The sequence below is a fragment of the Cupriavidus sp. 01L415 genome (genome assembly GCF_056400065.1).
Genome location: NZ_JBFTSP010000051.1, coordinates 1 through 18826, shown reverse-complemented (window position 1 = coordinate 18826; position 18826 = coordinate 1). Strand labels below are relative to the sequence as shown.

17 protein-coding genes and 1 pseudogene are annotated in these 18826 nt (G+C 64.8%); 6 read left to right on the top strand and 12 right to left on the bottom strand.

Features of this window, described 5'->3' with window-relative positions; genetic code table 11:
- Window positions 1-186: 186 nt before the first annotated feature.
- The 7 genes from AC1DOX_RS30040 to AC1DOX_RS30010 all read right to left on the bottom strand — a co-directional run bounded on the left by AC1DOX_RS30040 (window position 187) and on the right by AC1DOX_RS30010 (window position 6934).
- On the bottom strand, window positions 187-1407 hold the full coding sequence (locus AC1DOX_RS30040) for a DUF2252 family protein (RefSeq protein WP_441624572.1): 1221 nt from the start codon (window positions 1405-1407) through the stop codon (window positions 187-189).
- 55 nt (window positions 1408-1462) lie between these two features.
- Entirely contained in the window at window positions 1463-1822 is a 360-nt protein-coding gene (locus AC1DOX_RS30035) for a cytochrome C oxidase subunit IV family protein (protein WP_092137372.1), read from the bottom strand.
- A gap of 8 nt (window positions 1823-1830) precedes the next feature.
- Window positions 1831-2538 carry a heme-copper oxidase subunit III family protein gene (locus AC1DOX_RS30030; protein WP_441624573.1) on the bottom strand — a complete coding sequence of 236 codons (708 nt, stop codon included), beginning with the start codon at window positions 2536-2538 and terminating at the stop codon, window positions 1831-1833.
- Between the two features lie 17 nt (window positions 2539-2555).
- A complete protein-coding gene (locus AC1DOX_RS30025) occupies window positions 2556-3224 on the bottom strand; it encodes a cytochrome c oxidase subunit 3 family protein (RefSeq protein ID WP_441624574.1) in 669 nt (222 codons plus the stop codon).
- Window positions 3221-4978, bottom strand: coding sequence for a cytochrome c oxidase subunit I (ctaD, locus tag AC1DOX_RS30020; protein WP_441624575.1), 1758 nt, complete (start codon window positions 4976-4978; stop codon window positions 3221-3223). The genes AC1DOX_RS30025 and ctaD overlap by 4 nt, the downstream gene beginning before the upstream one ends.
- A gap of 19 nt (window positions 4979-4997) precedes the next feature.
- Window positions 4998-6170 (bottom strand): cytochrome c oxidase subunit II, encoded by a 1173-nt coding sequence (locus AC1DOX_RS30015; RefSeq protein ID WP_441624576.1) that lies wholly within the window; start codon window positions 6168-6170, stop codon window positions 4998-5000.
- A 260-nt stretch (window positions 6171-6430) separates the two neighbouring features.
- The gene (locus AC1DOX_RS30010; RefSeq protein ID WP_441624577.1) at window positions 6431-6934 is read right to left on the bottom strand and encodes a hypothetical protein; all 504 of its coding nucleotides are present in this window, start codon (window positions 6932-6934) and stop codon (window positions 6431-6433) included.
- Window positions 6935-7250: 316 nt separating this feature from the next.
- On the opposite strand from AC1DOX_RS30010, the gene AC1DOX_RS30005 reads away from it, so the two are divergent.
- Both AC1DOX_RS30005 and AC1DOX_RS30000 read left to right on the top strand, forming a co-directional pair.
- Complete coding sequence (locus tag AC1DOX_RS30005; RefSeq protein WP_092137367.1) at window positions 7251-7433, top strand: hypothetical protein; 183 nt, start codon at window positions 7251-7253, stop codon at window positions 7431-7433.
- Between the two features lie 39 nt (window positions 7434-7472).
- Window positions 7473-7631 (top strand): hypothetical protein, encoded by a 159-nt coding sequence (locus AC1DOX_RS30000; protein WP_441624578.1) that lies wholly within the window; start codon window positions 7473-7475, stop codon window positions 7629-7631.
- Between the two features lie 55 nt (window positions 7632-7686).
- Here AC1DOX_RS30000 and AC1DOX_RS29995 read toward each other — a convergent pair whose 3' ends face one another.
- Window positions 7687-7872 (bottom strand): rubredoxin, encoded by a 186-nt coding sequence (locus AC1DOX_RS29995; protein ID WP_092137789.1) that lies wholly within the window; start codon window positions 7870-7872, stop codon window positions 7687-7689.
- A gap of 88 nt (window positions 7873-7960) precedes the next feature.
- Window positions 7961-11965, bottom strand: coding sequence for a DUF748 domain-containing protein (locus AC1DOX_RS29990; RefSeq protein ID WP_477112675.1), 4005 nt, complete (start codon window positions 11963-11965; stop codon window positions 7961-7963).
- A 313-nt stretch (window positions 11966-12278) separates the two neighbouring features.
- Between AC1DOX_RS29990 and AC1DOX_RS29985 the strand changes: the two genes are divergently transcribed.
- A complete protein-coding gene (locus tag AC1DOX_RS29985; protein WP_092137365.1) occupies window positions 12279-13592 on the top strand; it encodes an MFS transporter in 1314 nt (437 codons plus the stop codon).
- Window positions 13593-13672: 80 nt separating this feature from the next.
- Here the strand turns inward: AC1DOX_RS29985 and AC1DOX_RS29980 are convergent, their stop codons facing one another.
- From AC1DOX_RS29980 to AC1DOX_RS29970, 3 genes are all read right to left on the bottom strand, one after another.
- The gene (locus AC1DOX_RS29980) at window positions 13673-14743 is read right to left on the bottom strand and encodes an extracellular catalytic domain type 1 short-chain-length polyhydroxyalkanoate depolymerase (protein WP_441623997.1); all 1071 of its coding nucleotides are present in this window, start codon (window positions 14741-14743) and stop codon (window positions 13673-13675) included.
- Window positions 14744-15563: 820 nt separating this feature from the next.
- The gene (locus AC1DOX_RS29975; protein WP_441624001.1) at window positions 15564-15875 is read right to left on the bottom strand and encodes a hypothetical protein; all 312 of its coding nucleotides are present in this window, start codon (window positions 15873-15875) and stop codon (window positions 15564-15566) included.
- 136 nt (window positions 15876-16011) lie between these two features.
- Window positions 16012-16299 carry a transposase gene (locus AC1DOX_RS29970; protein ID WP_092137363.1) on the bottom strand — a complete coding sequence of 96 codons (288 nt, stop codon included), beginning with the start codon at window positions 16297-16299 and terminating at the stop codon, window positions 16012-16014.
- A 274-nt stretch (window positions 16300-16573) separates the two neighbouring features.
- Between AC1DOX_RS29970 and AC1DOX_RS29965 the strand changes: the two genes are divergently transcribed.
- From AC1DOX_RS29965 to AC1DOX_RS29955, 3 genes and pseudogenes are all read left to right on the top strand, one after another.
- Window positions 16574-16828: a hypothetical protein gene (locus AC1DOX_RS29965; RefSeq protein ID WP_441623994.1), complete on the top strand. Its 255-nt coding sequence runs from the start codon at window positions 16574-16576 to the stop codon at window positions 16826-16828.
- A 515-nt stretch (window positions 16829-17343) separates the two neighbouring features.
- Window positions 17344-18300: a LysR family transcriptional regulator gene (locus tag AC1DOX_RS29960; RefSeq protein ID WP_092137362.1), complete on the top strand. Its 957-nt coding sequence runs from the start codon at window positions 17344-17346 to the stop codon at window positions 18298-18300.
- A gap of 287 nt (window positions 18301-18587) precedes the next feature.
- Window positions 18588-18752 (top strand): annotated as a pseudogene (locus AC1DOX_RS29955) (transposase); the annotation flags it as partial.
- Window positions 18753-18826 lie beyond the last annotated feature (74 nt).

The following is an 18826-nucleotide window of genomic DNA, read 5'->3' as shown; positions in this document are numbered from 1 at the left end:
CCGAAATTCGCTTGCGCGAATTCCTCGCTCGCCCAGTCTGTCGTGTCGTCCTCGATTGCCAACCCGCTGCCGCAAAATGAACAGGATGCGCGCAAGTTAACACCGTCTGCCGAGGTTTACAACCGGATTTGTGGGTAATCCTCAGCCCTGCGGGGAGGGCACCCAGCCCCGGCACCTCCTCTCACATCACCTCTTCTTCCGGGCCAACTTTTCGGCCGCGCCCCGCGCGATGCCGTAGTCCTCGGCGTACGCCCTCCACTGCGCCAACGACACGTCCCTTCCGTGCTTTGCCAGCCGCAGCGCCGTCGATTGCCAGCGCCCGCCCGCGGCAAAATCCTGCAACTGTTCGATCCGGTCCGCGGCATGATGGCCGCAGCCGCGCAGGTGCGCCCACGCCGCCGCGTGCGCCATCGTCGCCAGCACCGCCTGCAACGCGGCCTTGTCGCGGCAATGCTCAAGGTCGACGCGATCGGTCGTCGGCTGCAGGCTCTTGACGACGTATGACGCGCTCCCCATCGGCACATAGGACAGCAGCGCCGGCGATGCGGCCTGCATGACTTGCTGGATCGCCACCACGCGCTGCGCGTCGCTGCCCCAGCGCGGCTGGCTGCGCTTTGGCATGCGATCCCATGCGCTCGGCGCGGCGCGCTTGATATCGATCAGCCGGCGCGCGGTGGGCACGTCCCGCTCATGCGCCAGCACCACATAGCGTTCCAGCCCCAGGCTCCCGACGCCAGCCACGCGTCTCGCCACATCTTCCGCCACGAACCGATGGCCGTGATGTTCCTGCTTCGAATACACCGCCAGGATCTCGGTGCCACTGTGGCGCCCGGCCCTGTCAGCAGGCATGGCGTGGCGATCGAACTCCAGCCGGCGCCGACCATCACGCATCTCCGTACGAGAAGCCAGCAGCGCACCGCGCTTGCGGCGCTTGACCTGCCGCAGCAGCGTGGCCACCAGTCCGATGGCCGTGGCACGTTCCACCCAGCGAGGCTTGCCGGCGCGCAGCGCGGTCGTGTATTCCGACAACATGTGCGTGCAGGCGGCACGGGTATCGGGCTCGGACAGCCCGAACCGTTCGCCGGCCACCATCACGCTCGACAGCATCCGGACCACGTCGACCGTCAGCGGTGCCACCATCGCATCGTCAAAATCATTCAGGTCGAAATACACCAGGCCGTTGTCGCCCTTGAACGTGCCGAAGTTCTCCACGTGCAGGTCACCGCAGACGTACGTGGTGGGCGCCTGCAACAGGTCAGCCTCCGTTTCCATCGATGCGGCATAGAGATGGTTGGTGCCACGGAAGAACGCAAAAGGGTCTGCGGCGATGGCGGCCAGCTTGAGCGTCAACCGCTCGGGATCGCGGCCGTGGTTGTAGAGCAGGATGCTTTCGGTAGCGGCGTGCATGGCTGGCAGATTCCCCGCATGGGAGCCGCGCGGCAGGGCCGGGTGTAACCCGGCTTCAACGGAAGAAGACGCCGCGCGTGAGGAAAGTGTAGTCCGCCTCGGCCGCCATCAGCCACACCAGTACCAGCAGGCACAGCGGCGGCAGCAGGATGGCGCAGATCAGCGCCATGCGTTCCCACGCCATGTGCATGAACACGGCGATGATCAGCCCCGCCTTCAACGCCATGAACAGCAGGATCAGGAACCAGCGCAGGTAACCGGACAGGTGAAAATAGTCCACCATGTATGACATCGTGGACAGGATGAACAGCAGGACCCACACCTTCAGGTACAGGCCGATCGGATGCTGCTGGCCGCTGTGCGCGGGCGCGTGTATCGCCGGGTCGGGCGGAGGAGCGGTGGGAGTCGATGCCATGGCCAGCCTCACCAGAGATAGAACAACGCGAAGATAAACACCCAGACCAGGTCCACGAAGTGCCAGTACAGCCCGGCGATCTCCACCACCTGGTAGTTGCCGCCCGCCTCGTAATGGCCGCGCAAGACCTTGCTGGCGATCACCAGCAGGTAGATCACGCCGCAGGTCACGTGAAAGCCGTGGAAGCCCGTGATCATGAAGAATGTGGAGCCGAACTGCGCCGCCCCCATCGGGTTGCCCCAAGGCCGCACGCCTTCATCGACGATCAGCTTGGTCCATTCGAACGCCTGCATGCCAACGAAGGACGCGCCGAGTATGGCGGTGGCCAGCATCAGCAGCGCGCATTCGCGGCGCTGGCGCCGGTAGGCGAAGTTGACGGCCATCGCCATGGTGCCGCTGCTGGTGATCAGCACGAACGTCATGATCGCGATCAGGATCAGCGGAATAGGCTCGCCGCCGATTTGCAGCGCAAAGACTTCGCTCGGATTCGGCCAGGGCACCGTGGTGGACATGCGCACGGTCATGTAGCCGGTCAGGAAGCAGCTGAAGACGAAGGTATCGGACAGGAGGAAGATCCACATCATGGCCTTGCCCCACGACACCTTGAACGCACGCTGGTCCGACGACCAGTCGGCCACCAGGCCCTTGAGGCCCTCCGGCATGTGATCCAGCCCGCCCGGGGACGGTTGCGTCGGCGAAGTGGCTTGCGAGGACATCGTCATTCCCTCCCCTCTTATGCGGTGCCGCAGATGTAGCGCACGATTTCCGGCGTCAGCCAGCCCAGCGCGGCAAGCAGCACGATCCAGACCGCCAGCAGGAAGTGCCAGTAGCGCGCGCACAGGCCGATGCGCATCACGGTGCGCGTGCCGCTGCCCCGGTCCGTCATGACGAACGCGAATCCCACCAGCCCGCCGAGCATATGCAACCCGTGCATCGCCGTCAGCAGGTAGAAGAAGCTGCCGGCCGGGTTGTTGGCCGGCACCACGTGCAGCGCATAGAGGGCTTGCCAGGCCCATAGCTGGGAGGCCACGAATGCGACCGCGCCCAGTCCGCCGATTCGCAACGCGCGGCGTGCACGCACCATCCTTCCGGCCCGGCCCGCGCGCACGGCGACCTGCATCGCCACGCTGGCGCCCGCCAGCAACGCGGTGGACAGCCAGACCTGCCACGGCAGCGTGACCTGCTGCCAGTCCGGGCTATCCATGCGCATCGCGTACGCGGCCAGGAACAGCGAAAACAGGGCTGTCACCACGCCCATGAACACCCACAGCCCGATGCTGCCGGGTGCGCGCGTGCCATGACCATGCGTGGCGTCTCCGCCCGTCGAGCCGCCCTCGGGCGATTCGCGCGAGACGCGGAAGACCCCGGCTGGCGTGTCGGTCGCAAGCGATTCGGCGTTCATGCTACGGCTCCCCGGCTGGCGTGCGGTTCGGGTTCCGCCCCGCCGGCGTCAGGCGGAGCATTCTGCGCGATGAAGTCTTCCGGGGCCCCGGGCACGCTGTACGCATAGGCCCAGCGGTGCGCCACCGGCAGATGCGGTCCCCAGTTGCCGTGCTCGGGCGGCGTCTGCGGGGTCTGCCATTCGAGCGACGCCGCGCGCCATGGGTTCGGGCCGGCCGGCTGGCCGCGCCGCAGGCTCCACACCAGGTTGAAGACAAACAGCAGCTGCGCCGTGGCCACCACGAAGGCCGCGATCGAGATATACATGTTCATCACATGCGCCGACTCGGGGATAAAGCTGTAGTTGTCGTAGGCGTAGTAGCGGCGGGGCATGCCCAGGATGCCCAGGTAGTGCATCGGGAAAAAGATCGCGTACGTGCCGACGAACGTCACCCAGAAGTGGATGCGGCCCAGCGTGTCGTTCAGCATGCGCCCGGTCACTTTCGGATACCAGTGGTAGATGCCCCCAAACACCACCAGGATCGGTGATACCCCCATCACCATGTGGAAGTGCGCGACCACGAAGTACGTGTTGGACAGCGGAATATCCACGCTCACATTGCCGAGGAACAGTCCCGTCAGACCGCCGATCACAAACGTGCTGATGAACGCGATGGCAAACAGCATCGGCACCGAGAAGTGAATATCGCCGCGCCACAGCGTGATGACCCAGTTGTAGACCTTAATGGCCGTGGGCACCGCGATGATCAGCGTGGTCGTGGCAAAGAAGAAGCCGAAGTACGGATTCATCCCGCTGACGAACATGTGGTGCGCCCACACCACCACGGACAGCAGGCCGATGGCGAGGATCGCCCAGACCATCGTGCGGTAGCCGAAGATGCTCTTGCGCGAATGCACGCTGACCAGGTCGGACACGATGCCGAACGCCGGCAGCGCCACGATATAGACCTCGGGGTGGCCAAAGAACCAGAACAGATGCTGGAACAGCAACGGGCTGCCGCCCTTGTAGTTGAGCTGCTGGCCCATCGACACCATCGCGGGCATGAAGAAGCTGGTGCCCAGCGTCTTGTCCAGCAGCATCATCACGCCGGACACGAACAGCGCCGGAAACGCCAGCAGCGCCAGGATCGTCGCCATGAAGATGCCCCACACGGCCAGCGGCATGCGCAGCATCGTCATGCCTTCCGTACGGGCCTGCAGCACCGTGGTCACGTAGTTCAGGCCGCCCATCGTCGCGGCGACGATGAAGATCACCAGCGACACCAGCATCAGGATGATGCCCCATTCATGGCCCGGCGTGCCGGGCAGGATGGCCTGTGGTGGATAGAGCGTCCAGCCCGCCCCGGTTGGCCCTCCAGGAACGAAGAAGCTGGCCAGCAGCACGATCACCGACAGGAAGTAGACCCAGAAGCTCAGCATGTTGAGGAACGGGAACACCATGTCGCGCGCGCCCACCATCAGCGGGATCAGGTAGTTGCCGAAGCCGCCCAGGAACAATGCCGTCAGCAGGTAGATCACCATGATCATCCCGTGCATGGTGACGAACTGGTAGTAGCGGTTGGCGTCGATGAAATCGAACTTGCCCGGAAACCCCAACTGCAAACGCATGAGATTGGACAGCGCCACGCCCACCAGCCCCACCACGATGGCGACGATGGTGTACTGCACGGCAATCACCTTGTGGTCCTGGCTCCAGACGTAGCGCGTCCAGAAACTCTGCGGACCGTGGTGGGCGGCATCATCGGCGTAGGCCATCTCTTCCTCCCGCTTTGTGTCACTGCTTGCCGGCCTGCGGCGTCCCGGCGGCGCCGGTGCCCAGCGCACGGATATACGCGGACAGTGCCGCCACTTCGGCATCGGTCACCGGCATCTTGGGCATCAGGGGTCCGAAGCCCTTCACGACCCGGGCCTGCGGATCCTCGATTTCCTTTTTCAGGAACGCATCGTCGACAGGCGCGCTGCTGCCATCGACAAACGCCTGCGTGCTGCCGAACAGCCCCTTCCACGTCGGCCCCACACCGGGGCTGCCGTCGATGCTGTGGCACCCGACGCAGCCCTTGCTTTGGGCCAGCGCGCGTCCCTGTTCGACCAGATCCGTGCCGCCAGCGGCGGACGGGGTAGCCGCCGAGCCGGGCGCCGTCGCCGGCGGTGCGCTCTTCGCCATCGTCAGCGCGAACGTCGGCTGCTTTGCCAGCCAGGCGTCGAAGGCCGCCTGATCCTCCACCACCACATGCCCGCGCATGTTGTAGTGCCCCACGCCGCAGAGCTGCGCGCAGAGGATGTCGTACTTGCCGGCCTGCGTGGGCGTAAACCAGAACGACGTCACCATGCCCGGTACCATGTTCATCCGTGCGCGAAATGGCGGCACGTAGAAATCATGCAGCACGTCCTTGGAGCGTAGCAACACCTTGATCGGGCGATTGAGCGGCAGGTGCACCTCGGGGCCGACCACGATCACATCGTCCTGCCCGTTCGGGTCGTCGGGATTCAGCCCGAGCGGATTGCCGGCGTTGACGAAGCGCGGATCCGACGTACCGAGCTCGCCACTCTTGCCCGGAAAGCGGAACGCCCATTGCCACTGCTGCCCCACCACTTCCAGCACCATGGCCTCGCGCGGCGGCCGCACGTAGTCGGCATACACGATCAGGCCGGGCGCCAGCAGCGCCATGATGCCGACCGCGGTCAGGCCGGTCAGCCAGAGATCCATCTTGCGGTTTTCCGGCTGGTAGGCGGCGCGATGCCCTTCGCGATGGCGGTAACGCCAGACGATGTAGCCGATGAACAGGTTGATGACGATGAAGAAGATGCCTGTGATGACCAGGGTAATGGTCAGCGTGTCGTCCATCTGCTTCCAGTTGGACGCAAGCGGCGTCGCCCACCACGGGCTCAGGAAATGAAAGAGCACCGAAGCGACGACGAGGACAACGAGTGCGATGGCCATCGCCATATCCACCCTCCTCCACACGGCACCGTGCCGCGAGGGATGTGCAAGTCACGCAGGTGGAATAAGACTAGTGCATCGGCTCAGGTCACTGCAAGGCGACATCTGCACATGCGTGTGCGGCGCTGCACCAGGCACACGCGGGATGCGGCGCAGCATAAAAAATGGCGGATGGGATTCGCGATCCCAACCGCCATCGTTGCCGCGCGCGGCCCGTGTAATAGCAAAGCGCGCGACGCAACCGGTACATCCCAGGCAGAACGCCGCTAATGCGACACGTCGCGCGACTCCAGCTTCCAGTAGCACAGCGCGATGCATATGCCGAAGATCATGTGGCCCACCAGCGTGTGCCAGCCGCGCGCATCGACAAACCACGCAAACATGCCCGTCATCACGTAGAAGTTGAACAGGTAGACCACCACGCCGAACACGGCTCCGGCCAGCATGGACATGCCGATACTGGAATCCAGCTGGAACGGCGCGATGATTGCGCAAAGCACCATGCCCAGTATCGCGCCCAGCACGAAGTGGATCACCAGCGCCGCGGCCACCGTGGCCATGCTGAACAGCGAGGTCTGCAGCACCTCCCGGCCCATCACGATCGCCGCGATCATCCGCGTGGTGGCCCACGGGTTGATGCCCGACACCATGGTCGACCAGAACAGTTCCACCACGATCAGCAGCGCGCCCGCCGCCAGCCCCGATACGGCAGCCGCACCCCAGTCGGGCAGGCGGCGCACGTAGTGGTGCGATTGCATGTGAAGTTCCATAGCGCCCTCCAGCGTCCTTCGTCTCCAATCGATCTCTACGCGACGCTCGGCCAAGCCATGGGGTCGCGCATGTGTCCAGCATAGGATACGCGCCGCAAGCGCGGCATACGGTGCGGGGGAAACGCCACGGTCTGCGGCGTGCCCGGCGCAAAACACGCGAGGAAAGTCTTTCATCCGGTACATCTGGCGGCAACGAGCGCAGGACGGATGCGGACAGCGCAGGCAAGCGGTGCGGGAGAACCCTGAGCGCGCTCGCCTTGTATTCGCCACACAGGGCCTATACTGAAATCACAAAGAAGCAAGACAGGAGACCGCCATGCTGCACCTTCAGGCGCATGATCTTGTATTCCTGATCCCCATGGCACTCGTCGGGCTGTTGGCGATGGGTGCGATTCCGGTAGCCGCCAAGGCGCTTCGCATCAGTTGCCGTTGCGCGGGCGCGATCATCGGTGTCCTGCTTGGGGTGCTGGTACTCGAGGCGCTGCCGCTATTGATCTAGCGGCCTGGCCCGGCGCCTTTTGAGAGAGGGGGAGGCGCGATGTCGCTCACCGTGATCGCCACGATCATGGCGACGCTGCTGATCGTGACCGTGGCCACCGCATTCTGGCGTTGTAGCCATCCGTACCGGATGCGCTACACGCGATGCGCGCGCCGACGGGGGCGCGTCGGCATCTTCCGTTCGACACAGCGCCACTAGCGCGCCGTGCCGGACTGCGCGTTGCCAGGCGGCAACGCATTCCATCACCGGATGATCAGAGCTCGATCATCGCAAAGTCTTCCTTCGTCACATCGCATTCCGGGCAACGCCAGTCCGCCGGGATGTCTTCCCAGCGCGTGCCGGGGGCGATGCCGTCATCGGGCCAGCCCTGTTCCTCGTCGTACACCCATCCGCAAATGATGCAAACCCAGGTCTTGTAGACAACGGCTTCCTGCTGCAAAACGCTCTCCGAATCGAAAAATGGACCGGCCGAATGATACGCGGTTTGGCGGCGGCGCGCCTCAGGCGCCGTGGCCAAACCGCTCCGGTTACTGACGAATCGAGAAATCGACGCGATTCGGAGCGCCCTTGTCCTTGATGCCTTCGGCGGTGAGCTTTGGCGCCGTCAGGAAGAGTTTCGCATCCGGCACTTTGCCGTCATTTTCGAGCGACTGCTTGACGGCCAGCGCACGCTGGTCGGCCAGGGCACGCAGTTCGGTATCCGTCACTGGGGCGTTCTCCAGCAGCAGCTTTTCCATTTCCTGCGTGGGCAGCGACTTGGTCAGGCCGATGAAGTTGCGGGGCTTCTTGAACGATTCGCGCTTGTAGACCGCTTCCAGGTACTTCGGATATTCCTGCGGCGATACGGTCACGCGCGCGCCCTGCTGGCCACCTTCGCCCTCCTCGGCCTGGTCGCCCGCCTGCGCGCTGCGGCGCAATTCGCGCTGCTTGGCATCGGCAACGCGCTGGTTCAGCCAGACGCGGCGGGCCCCATCGGCATCCGTGGCCGGGTCGATACGGCCGCTGATCTCCAGCCTCAGCGACGGCCGGTCGTTCAGCGCCTTGCCCACGGTGGTGATCTTCTCGCGCGCGGCATCGTTCAGCGTGGAGGAGCCCGGCGCGAACTCGATATAGCCAAGCTCCTCGCCACTGCCGCCGAACGCCGATGCAATCAGCGCGAACGGCGACGTGATGGCCTTGGCCAGCAGGTTGACGATCACGCGCACGATCACGCCGCCAATGCTGAACTCGGGATCGGACAATGACCCCGACACCGGCAGGTTGATGTCGATCACGCCATTGCGGTCCTTGAGCAGCGATACCGCCAGCAGCACCGGCAGCTTCACCGCATCCGGACTATCCACCTTGTCACCGAACGTAAGCTGGTCGAGGTAAAGGTGGTTCTTTGCGTCAAGCTTGCCGTTCTCGATCTTGTACGCCACATCCACCGTAAGCTTGCCCTTGGTGATCGGGTACCCGGCGTACTTGGCCGCATACGGCGTCAGGCGCGTGAGCTCCACGCCGGCGGCCTTGGCAACGATGTCCAGGAAAAGCTGCTCGCCAAGCGGATTGATCTTGCCGCTGATGCTGACCGGCGCGTCGTCATCCAGCCTGCCATCGAGCACCAGGTCCGCGGGCGTGGGATCGCCGGACGACACCTTCGACACCGACCCTTTCATGTCGGTCAGGTTCGCGGAGTAGTTGGGCTTGACGAAGAAGTCCGAGAAATTGATGTTGCCCTTGTTGATGGCCACCCCGCCCAGCCGGATCTGCGGGCGCGGGCCCGCCGGCGCGGGCGCGGCAGCGGCAGGCGCGGATGCGGGGCTGGCCTGCGTCAGGCTGGTGGAAGGCGCCGCCTCCCCCTTCGCCGCGCCGCCGGCCATCACGTCCTGCAAGTTCAGGCGGCCGTTGGCATTCAGGATCACGCGTGCATAGAAATCGGACAGCGCCACGTTGTTGATGCCCAGCTGCAAGGGTCCCTTGGCATCGTCCATGTTGAAGTCGATGCCGGTCACCGCCAGGCTGCGCCAGCGCAGGAAGTCCTCGCCGGTGATGCGGTCCACGGAGCGCAGATTGCCCGCGATGGCGTTGCCGCTGAAGCGCGCCGCGATCGGCTTGCCGGCTGGAGCATTGACGCTCAGCTTGCCCTTCACGGTCATCACGCCGCTGCGCAAGGCCGCGTTGAACCGATCCGCCAGGTACGGCTGCAGCGGGGCAACGTCGAGTTCGCGCAGATCGAGCTGGAGCTGTGCTCCCGGCGCGGTCGGCAGGATATCGCCCTCCATGTTCATGACGCCCTTGCGGCCGCTTTCCGCATGCAGCTTGACGGGCACTGGCGCGGCCGCAAGCGGCCACGAGATCGCGCCGGTATCCAGGCCGATATTGTGGAACTGGTGAACCACCGGGCGGCCACGGTTGGCGTCAGCCGGCGCGTAGTCGGCCAGCCGCGCGGCTCCGCGATCGACCGATACCTTGCCGAGCCGCACCTTCCAGCCGGGCGCCGCACCACTGGTGCCGTTGGTGGCAGTCGTGGCGTTGGCGCCATTGGCGGCGGGCGTGGCGGGCCGGGACGCCTGCGGGGCTTGCGGCGCCTTCGCCGGCGCGGCCTTCTGCTCCGCCGACGCGGCGGCCCAGATGCGCGCCATCTCCAGCAGTTCGCCGCGATAATCCCGAGTGGCCGCTATCTGCGGCTGCACCAGCGACACCTGCCCCGCCGCGAAGCTTTGCTTCGCCAGGTCGAGGCTGATGTCTTCCACCACGAGCTTGTCCGCCTTGACGAGCGGCAGGTTGGCGCCCTCCAGGTCAGCCACGCGCGGCTGGGTGCGCGTCACGCGCACGGCACGCCCCTTGCGGCCATTATTGCGATCGGCGTTGTCCGCGCGATCCTGGCGGCCGGCGCGGTCGGTGCTGTCCGCCGCGGGCGTCGCCGGCAGCTTGATCGGCTCGCGCGTCGTCACGTAGACCGGGGAGAGTTCCAGCCGCGATTTCTCGAGCGTGAACTGGAACACCGGTTGCGACCAGGCCATCTTGTAGTGCAGTTCCGCGTTGACGCCGGTCTCGCCGAACTGGCTTTGCAGTTCGCGCGGCCACCATGCGGAGAAGCCCTGCGGACGCAGCCCCGTGGATTCCAGCGTGCCGGCCAGCGTGCCTTGCTTCAGGCCCAGTTCGCCCGTGTGCTTCAGCGTCTGGCCATCGGCGATGGTCACCGTGGCGTTGAGCGTGGCGGGCTTGTCGCCCGTGCTGGCCAGGCCGGCCACATCCACGTTGACGGGGCCGATGTCGAGCTTGCCGGGACCCGACGGCGCGAGCTCATCCGCAAATCCCAGCTTCGCCTCCTTCAGCGTCACGCGGTCCACGGCGTACGACCACGGCGCGCTCTCCGCGGTGGGCGGTGCCTGCACGCCAGCGGCGGCTGGCGCCGATGCCGGCGCGGGCCGGGGTCCGGCCGCGGCGGGTGTGGCGGGTGCCGCCGCGGGCGCCTTGGCTGACTCGGGCAGGAAGGCCGTGGCGAGGTTCAGTGTGCCGTCGGCGCGGCGGGCCGCCTGCAGTCCGAGCCCTTCGAGATCGATGCTCTTGACGTGCGCCGTGTGCGCAAGCGGTTCCACGCGATCCAGGTCCACAGCCAGCTTGCCCGCCTTGATCAGCGGAGCACCGGCATGGGTCTGGACGTCGGCATCGCGCAGCGTGATCGTGCCGGAGACGAACAAGTCCTGCTTGTCCTTCGCCTGCAGGAAGCCGACCTTCAGCCGTGTATCGACAAGCCCGCCCTTGACCTCGGCATCCTTGAGGCGCGGGGCGAATGGCATGTACTTCGCAACCTCCAGGCCGTCCAGGTTGACGTTGAGGTGGGTCTCGCGCGTATCGGCAAACGGCTGCGACGTGCCGTCCAGCGCCAGCGGCGTGCCATTGATCTTGGCGAAGAGCGTCGGGCGCGTGTTGATCGTGACGTCGTGCGGCAGGTTGGACAGGAACGGCAGCGTCAGCGTGAAATTCTCCACGCGCTGCGCGGTGTTGAGCGGCTTGTCCTCGTAGACAAAGCTGCTGTTGGTCACGGCGATATTGCTGACGGAGAAGCGCGCCGGCTTGCTGTCGGCCGGCTTGGGCGGCTGCGCGGCGAAGCGCTCCTGCACATCGGCAAAGTTCATGCGGCCGCTGGCGTCGCGCACCACGTGCACGGCCAGCCGGTCGATATGGAGGAAATCGACCACCGGGGCGAGGTGCCAGACCGATGCGGCCGACGTGTTGGCTTCGACCTCGCCGAGCGTCACCATCGGCGTCTTCCCGTCGGGCTCGAAGATGGTCAGGTCCCTGAGCGTCGCGGCCAGCTCGAACGGCCGCACATGCGCCTCGCCCAGCGTGACCTTGCGCCCCAGCGACTCCGTCGCGTTTTTCTCGACGAGGTATTTGATCAGCGGCGGACCGCCGAAATATCCCGCGAGTCCGAATACCGCCACGGCGGCCACCACGCCGCCTGCCACACGCACCGCCACCCGCCGGCGAGGCGTCGCCATGGCGGCCCCGGTGGCGGACTGGATGGAATCCTTGAAAGCCATGTCACCCCAGAAAATTTGACCCCACACGCCCATCGTTCATGGCGCTTTGTGCCCCGGATTTCACTTTTTATTTCATTATGGACACGGATTATGGCAGCGCAAAGGGAGATTTTGAATCGCCGGTTGCGCGAGCCCAGGGGCCAATTGGGTTGATCTGGTATCTTTACGCCTTTGCGAAGCGTCAGTCGCAAGCCTGCCGGCCTACCCGCCATTCCAGGTTCGCCAAATTCCGCGCTGTCATCCCTTCGGCCGTCTCTCTCACGTCACCCGTGTTGCGCGCTTCGCATGTGAATTCATCCATGCGAGTCATTTCATGTCCACCTCCAGCAGTACTGCCGGGGCACTGGGTGCGCAAGGCGGCAAAGCCGCACGCCCGCTGACCGGCCAGGATTACAAGACGCTTGCCCTTGCCGCCCTCGGAGGCGCGCTCGAGTTCTACGATTTCATTATTTTTGTCTTCTTCGCCACGGTTATCGGCCAGCTGTTTTTCCCGCCGACCGTGCCGGATTGGCTGCGCCAGTTGCAAACCTTCGGCATCTTCGCCGCCGGCTACCTGGCCCGTCCGCTGGGCGGCATCATCATGGCGCACTTCGGCGACCTGCTGGGCCGCAAGAAGATGTTCACGCTGTCCATCCTGCTGATGTCCGTGCCGACGCTGCTGATGGGATTGCTGCCCACCTATCATGCGATCGGCCTGCTGGCCCCCGTGGCGTTGCTGCTGCTGCGCATCCTGCAAGGCGCGGCGGTGGGTGGCGAAGTCCCCGGCGCATGGGTGTTCGTCTCGGAACATGTGCCCAATCGCCATATCGGCTATGCCTGCGGCACGCTGACCGCGGGCCTGACGGCCGGCATCCTGCTGGGCTCGCTGGTGGCGACGGGTATCAACACCGTCTTCACGCCGGCTGAGCTGGCGGACTATGGCTGGCGCGTGCCGTTCCTGCTGGGCGGCGTGTTCGGCATCGGCTCGATGTACCTGCGCCGCTGGCTGCATGAGACCCCGGTGTTCGCCGAGCTCCAGCAACGCAAGGCGCTGGCCGAGGAGATGCCGCTGAAGTCCGTCGTACGCGATCATCGCGGCGCGGTGCTGGTGTCGATGCTGCTGACCTGGATGCTGTCCGCCGGTATCGTCGTGGTGATCCTGATGACGCCAACGTTCCTGCAGAAGCTGTACGGCTTTGACGGCCGCACGGCGCTGGTGGCCAACAGTGTGGCCACGCTGTGCCTGTCGGTCGGCTGCGTGGTGGCTGGCGTGCTGGCCGACCGCATCGGCGCGCGCCGCACGCTGTTCGCTGGCGGCATCCTGCTGGCCGCCACGGCCTACGCGCTGTACACCATGATCGGCGCCCGCCCGGACCTGCTGCTGCCGCTCTACGCGCTGGCAGGCTTTTTCGTCGGCACCATCGGCGCGGTGCCTTACGTGCTGGTGCACGCGTTCCCGGCGCAGGTCCGGTTCTCGGGCCTGTCCTTCTCGTACAACATGTCCTACGCGATTTTCGGTGGCCTGACGCCGGTCGTCGTCACGCTGATGCTGAAGAATGATCCGCTCGCGCCGGCGCACTATGTGGTCGGCGTCTGCCTGATCGGCATCATCACTGCACTGTTTGTGCGCAATCGCGCGCGCGGCTGACAGGGCTGCGACCTAACGGGAGCGCCCAAACAAAAACGGGGAAGGCCAGAAGCCTTCCCCGTTTTTTTATTGCCTGCGATTTATGCCACGGCGCGCCGATGCTGGCGGAAAAACTGCCACATCAGCTCGCTGGCGTTCGGGCCGGTCTCGCTGTGATAGCGGATCTTGCCGTCGCCACCACTCCAGGCGTGGCCCAGCCCTGCCACTTCGACCAGCCGGACGAGATCGCGATTCCAGCGGCCGAAGCGCGCTTCACGAAAATCGCCGTCCGGCACCGGCGGGGCGTCGTTGGCCGCCGCCGTGCCCAGGCGATCGTCGAGCCGGTTATAGGCCAGGAACTGGCGTGCCAGCTGACGCCCATTGACCGGATGCACGGCGTCGTCAGCCATGCCATGCACCACGATCGCGGGCATTTCCGGACCGCCAGGCGACACCCCGGCGGCATCCAGCAGCCACGCGGGCTCGGCGGTGGACCCGTGCTGCATGGCCTTGAGCCCGGCGCGCGGGGAATCGGCGGCGCCGATCACCACGCCGGAGTGCAAGCCAACGGCGGCCACCTTCTGCGGATAGCGCAGCGCCACCACGGCCGCCATCGCGGCACCTGCGGACAAACCCGCCAGGTAGATTTCATCTGGCCGCACGTCCGGCCGGCTGGCCAGTTCGTCGATCAGCATCGCGACGGCCTGTGCCTCGCGCCCGCCCTCCCCGGCGGCCAGGTCAAACCATTGCCAGCAACGATGGACGGATCGCCGCAGCGGTTGCTGCGGGTAGACAACGATAAAGCCCTCGCGCTCGGCCAGCGCATTCATGCCTGTGCCGGCGGCCAGATCTTCCGGCGTCTGGTGGCAGCCGTGCAGCATGACCACCACCGGTAGTGCGCCCTTGGCGCGGGATGGAATATAGAGGCGGTACGACAGTTGCGGGACGAGTTCGCCCGGCAATGGCGCCAGTCCGAGGCTGTGGGACTGCCAGGCGCCCGGCAAATCGCCCGGCGCGGGATCGCCGACCGCGGGATTGCGGGAGCGGCGGGTAGCCGATTGCGCCATATCCAGGCGCCCCAGCCACGATCGGAATTGCTTTGCGGTCCGGAATTGCGCGCGACCGATTTGTCGCAGTTGCGCTTCCCAGTCCGTGGACATGCTTTTGACCATGTGAAGACTCCTGCTCGTCTTGGAACGGGTCCCCTCCCTTGTTGTGCGACGCAGCATAACACAGGCCTCGTGACGAGATCGGCAGTATTGTCTGCAAGACACAACATGAATTTTTGAAACAATTCCGGGCTTGCAGCGTGTGGTCGCCGGGCAGCGGGCGGATCGCTCGAAAACGCCTCCCTCAGCGCACAAAAGAATGCAGAACCGCCCGCGATAACCGCCGTTAGCCGGTTTTCATATTGGGCACGGGCAGATGACGACCACTGGAATGACACGGAATCCGCCTGATAGCGGCGCCTCCTTCTGCACCTTACGCCTGTCCTGTACGGTCTTCCGATGGGGTTGTCGCGCCGCAGCGAAGGGTATCTCCCGCCGCTATTCCCGACACGACTCCGCCAGCGCGGGGGCGACACCCCGTACACCCAGGGCAAGCCCGGCATGGCGGTCTATCCGCTGGGTGAGGGCGGCCTCATGCACGTCTGCGAATCGCCACCCGGATGGAGGCAGGTCAGGTTTCGTCCGCTGGGAGATATGCCGGGGCTGGAGCCGAACGAAGCCCCGGTCAATGCCGTGGCCCTGTTGCCGCTGCGCGTCGAAGCGTTGACAACGTTCGGATTGGAGTTGGACACGATGCCGCGACTGGACGGCTTGCGCGTCCGCTTGATACCGGACCGATTGACGTGGAGTTGCTGATTCGCGTTGAGGCTGTTGTCGCCGTTGACGTCGATGTCGACATCGTGCGATCGCCGTGGCCTTCGGCGTGCTCGCCGACTGCGCTTCTGCCCGCAGTCGGCCGCACGCAACCCCTGGCTCGGCGCGCTTACTTCTTCGCCTGCGCGCACTCCTGGCGATAGGCCTCTTCCAATCGCTTGCGATCCGGTGCCCGCTCCAGCGTGGGATAGGTGCGGCCGTCAGCGGTGGTGACGGCCGATTTGCCTTGCGACCATTGCGGCCCCTTGGGCAAGGCGCTGAGTTGATCCAGCAGCGACTGGCAGCGTTGGCGCTGCGATGCACTCAGCGTGCCGTCGGTGTCCTCCACGGTAGCCGTGGCAGGATCGAGCATGCGCGGCGGCGGCGGGGCCACCATCGGCGTGGACGGATCCAGCGGCGGCGCCGCCCCCGCCTGGCCCATGGACAGTCCGAGCCACAGCGCCACGCCCAATGCTGCAAAAAACCTATTCACCCAATACTCCAGAAATCGACGCATCGCCTGCACGGTGCGCCTGCAAAGAAACCCGGTATGCACGGCGCCGGCCACGGACCGGATGTCAATGGTCCTTGCCGTTGCCGTGGCGGCCGGTACGGTTGCGCAGCAATTCCAGCTTGAGCAGCGCGTCCGCAAGCATACTCTTCAGGCGTGCGTTCTCCTCCTGAAGCTGCCGGATCCGCCGTCCATCGGGTGCATCCGCCTGGCGCGGCGAACCATACTTCGCGCGCCACCCGTAGAAGGATGCATCGCTGAAGCCATATCGCGCGCAGAGCTCCCGCACGGGCACGCCATTGGCGGCCTCGGCCAGATACATGCGGATCTGCTCTTCCGAATAGCGTCTGTTCACACCCTTGCCTCCGCTCGCCGAGTGCCCGCGCGGCGGGCGCGCTGGCCCGCCGACCTTGCCGTACGTTAGCCTACGGCTCGCGCAAAAGGCAATTCAGTGTCTTCGCGGCGCGAGTTAAGCAAATTGAGCGGAGATTCCTGCCAGCTCGGCAAGGCACCGTGAAGGGCTCGGGGATGCGCGCGCCGATATGCGCGGCGCATGGATTCATACGCGGGTGCGTTGGAGGAAGCGCATCTGCGGTCTTTCGAAAACGCGACCAAGAAGCTGCCAAGGCATGAGCGAAGAAACTGCCGGGCGCCTTGCAAGGGGACGTTCTCTGGAGCCGCCGAAAGCGTCGTTCAAGCGCAGCGAAAATGCGCCGACGGATCGACGTGGCGTGGCCCGTGCAAAGGCCTCATCGACGCAATCGGAGCACGTAAATTTTGTCACTCCAATTTGGAAAAATCCGATTGCGAGGCCAGCAAAAGACAATCGCATTAAACCGCAAATTGCACACGTCGATTGCTTTCGAATGACGTACGACATGTGACATCGACGCCCATATTCCTTTGCGGCAAGCGGGTTTCGGCGTTGTCTTCTTGTCCGAACAAAGTAGCGTTGGATCTCATCGAATTGCAAGAATTCGAACCACGTTCCTAGTAGTTCTTAAGATGTTGTATTAAGATTCCTCGGCATCAACTAAATTTCGAAACGCCTGCAAAGCACGCCACCCGGTATTTGCAGACAGGCGTCCCGACGGCACCACACCTGACTGGCAAAGACAGGTGATGAACAGCGAGCCGCCGCCACGTACCGGCCTGAAGGCAGAGGAAGCACTGCCGCAATGTGCGATATCAGTCGCCCTGTTGCGTCATGTAGCTTGCCAGTTTGATCAGTGACCCGGGCAAACCTAATCCCCCGCCCAAGCAGTCTCAAGCATCGACCGCCGTAAGGCGCACTGCGTTTCGCGTGTGCCGGCCTCAAAGGTTGCAAGAGGTTGCGATTGTCTTGCATCACTAACAAAAACAAAGACAAAAAAAATGTCATGGATCGGGAGAAGTCAGCATGCGGCACGTCAGCACCAAGCTTTTGCACGTTTTTGTTCTCCTGATGGAATACCGCGACCTCAATGCCGTCGCGGCCTGCACCCAGGGCCGCGTGCCCACGGTGGCTTATAGCCTCGCACGATTGCGGGAGATTACCGGCGATGCCCTGTTCGTCAAACGCAACGGCACGCTGGAACCCACGCCGCATGCGCTGCGGCTCGAACAAACCGCGCGCCAGATCCTGGCCAAATGGAACCTGCTGGTACGCCCGCATGACACCTGCGCCAGCCATGACACGAGCGGGCGTCGCCGGATTTCCATCGGCTTCTCGTCGTCGATCGGCGACCCGGTCATCACCGAAATCCTCACCGCGCTCTGCGAGCAGTTTCCGCACGACAGTTTCATCACGAGACCGGTTATTGCAGGCGCGACGCTTGCGGCCAACCTGGACAATGGCGAACTGGATTGCGCGTTCGTCGTCGATGGCGCCAACGTGCCGGAAGGCGTCATCCCGCACAGCATACTGGCCACGCCGCGACGGCTGGTCAGCGCCGCCCGCGTCAGCGGCAACGACGACTCGGAAAGCGACTGGATCCTGCTGCAGGAAGACTGCGAGGCCAGCAGCCCGCTGCATACCTTCCTGGCCCGCCAGGCCAACACCCCGGGCCACCGCGAAACGGTCGTGCCATCGTGGCACACACAGATCACGCTGCTGCATTCGGCCGGCGGCATCTGCCCGGTGCTCGATTTCAACGTGCCACTGGTCACGCGCGACCGCAAGACGCGCCTGCTGCCACCGCCCAGCAATTTTCCCAGTTGGGCGGCGCTGCATTTCTGGATGCCGGAGCACACGCCGGACAGTGCCGCGTTGCGCGACATCATGGATGTCGGAACGGCGGTCCTGCGCGACCCGCTCAAGGCCATTGACGGTCGCCGGCATGCCCGCCCAGGGCCGCGGCGCCTGGCGCTCGCCTGATCGCCACCTCCTCCGAAGTTAGCCGTCAGGCCCCGCTGCATTGCCTCCGCGGAGCCTGACCACGCATGTCTGCGGATTTGCATTGCAAGTCGTGATGCATTTTGCGAATCCTCTCACTCCGTTCCGATTCGCCGCGCATTAATCTCGCCGGGCATTGCCGTGCTCCGGATTGTCTCCCGTTTGGTTCGTGAGCATGCATGCGCGCAGTTGCTGCGTGTTTGCGCCGCACGCCCCTCCCGCGTGCGGCGCTTTTTTGACGTCAGTTGAGGCCAAATCGGATCTACGAGGAGGGCGTGTCTAGCCGGATGGCCCGCAAGAAGAATTACCCGAGTATCCGCAAGAAGCTGTGGGGCCGCGCCCTGTGGTCGCCATCCTAGTTTGCCGGTAGCTGTGGTGGTGCACCCATTGAAATCATCCGCCAGTACATTGAGCAACAGCAAACGCCACACTGACCGCCCCAAAGGACGCCTGCGGCGTCCGCGCTATCCTTCCCCGGCCTGAAGGCCGAGGCTTGCCGCGCACTCTG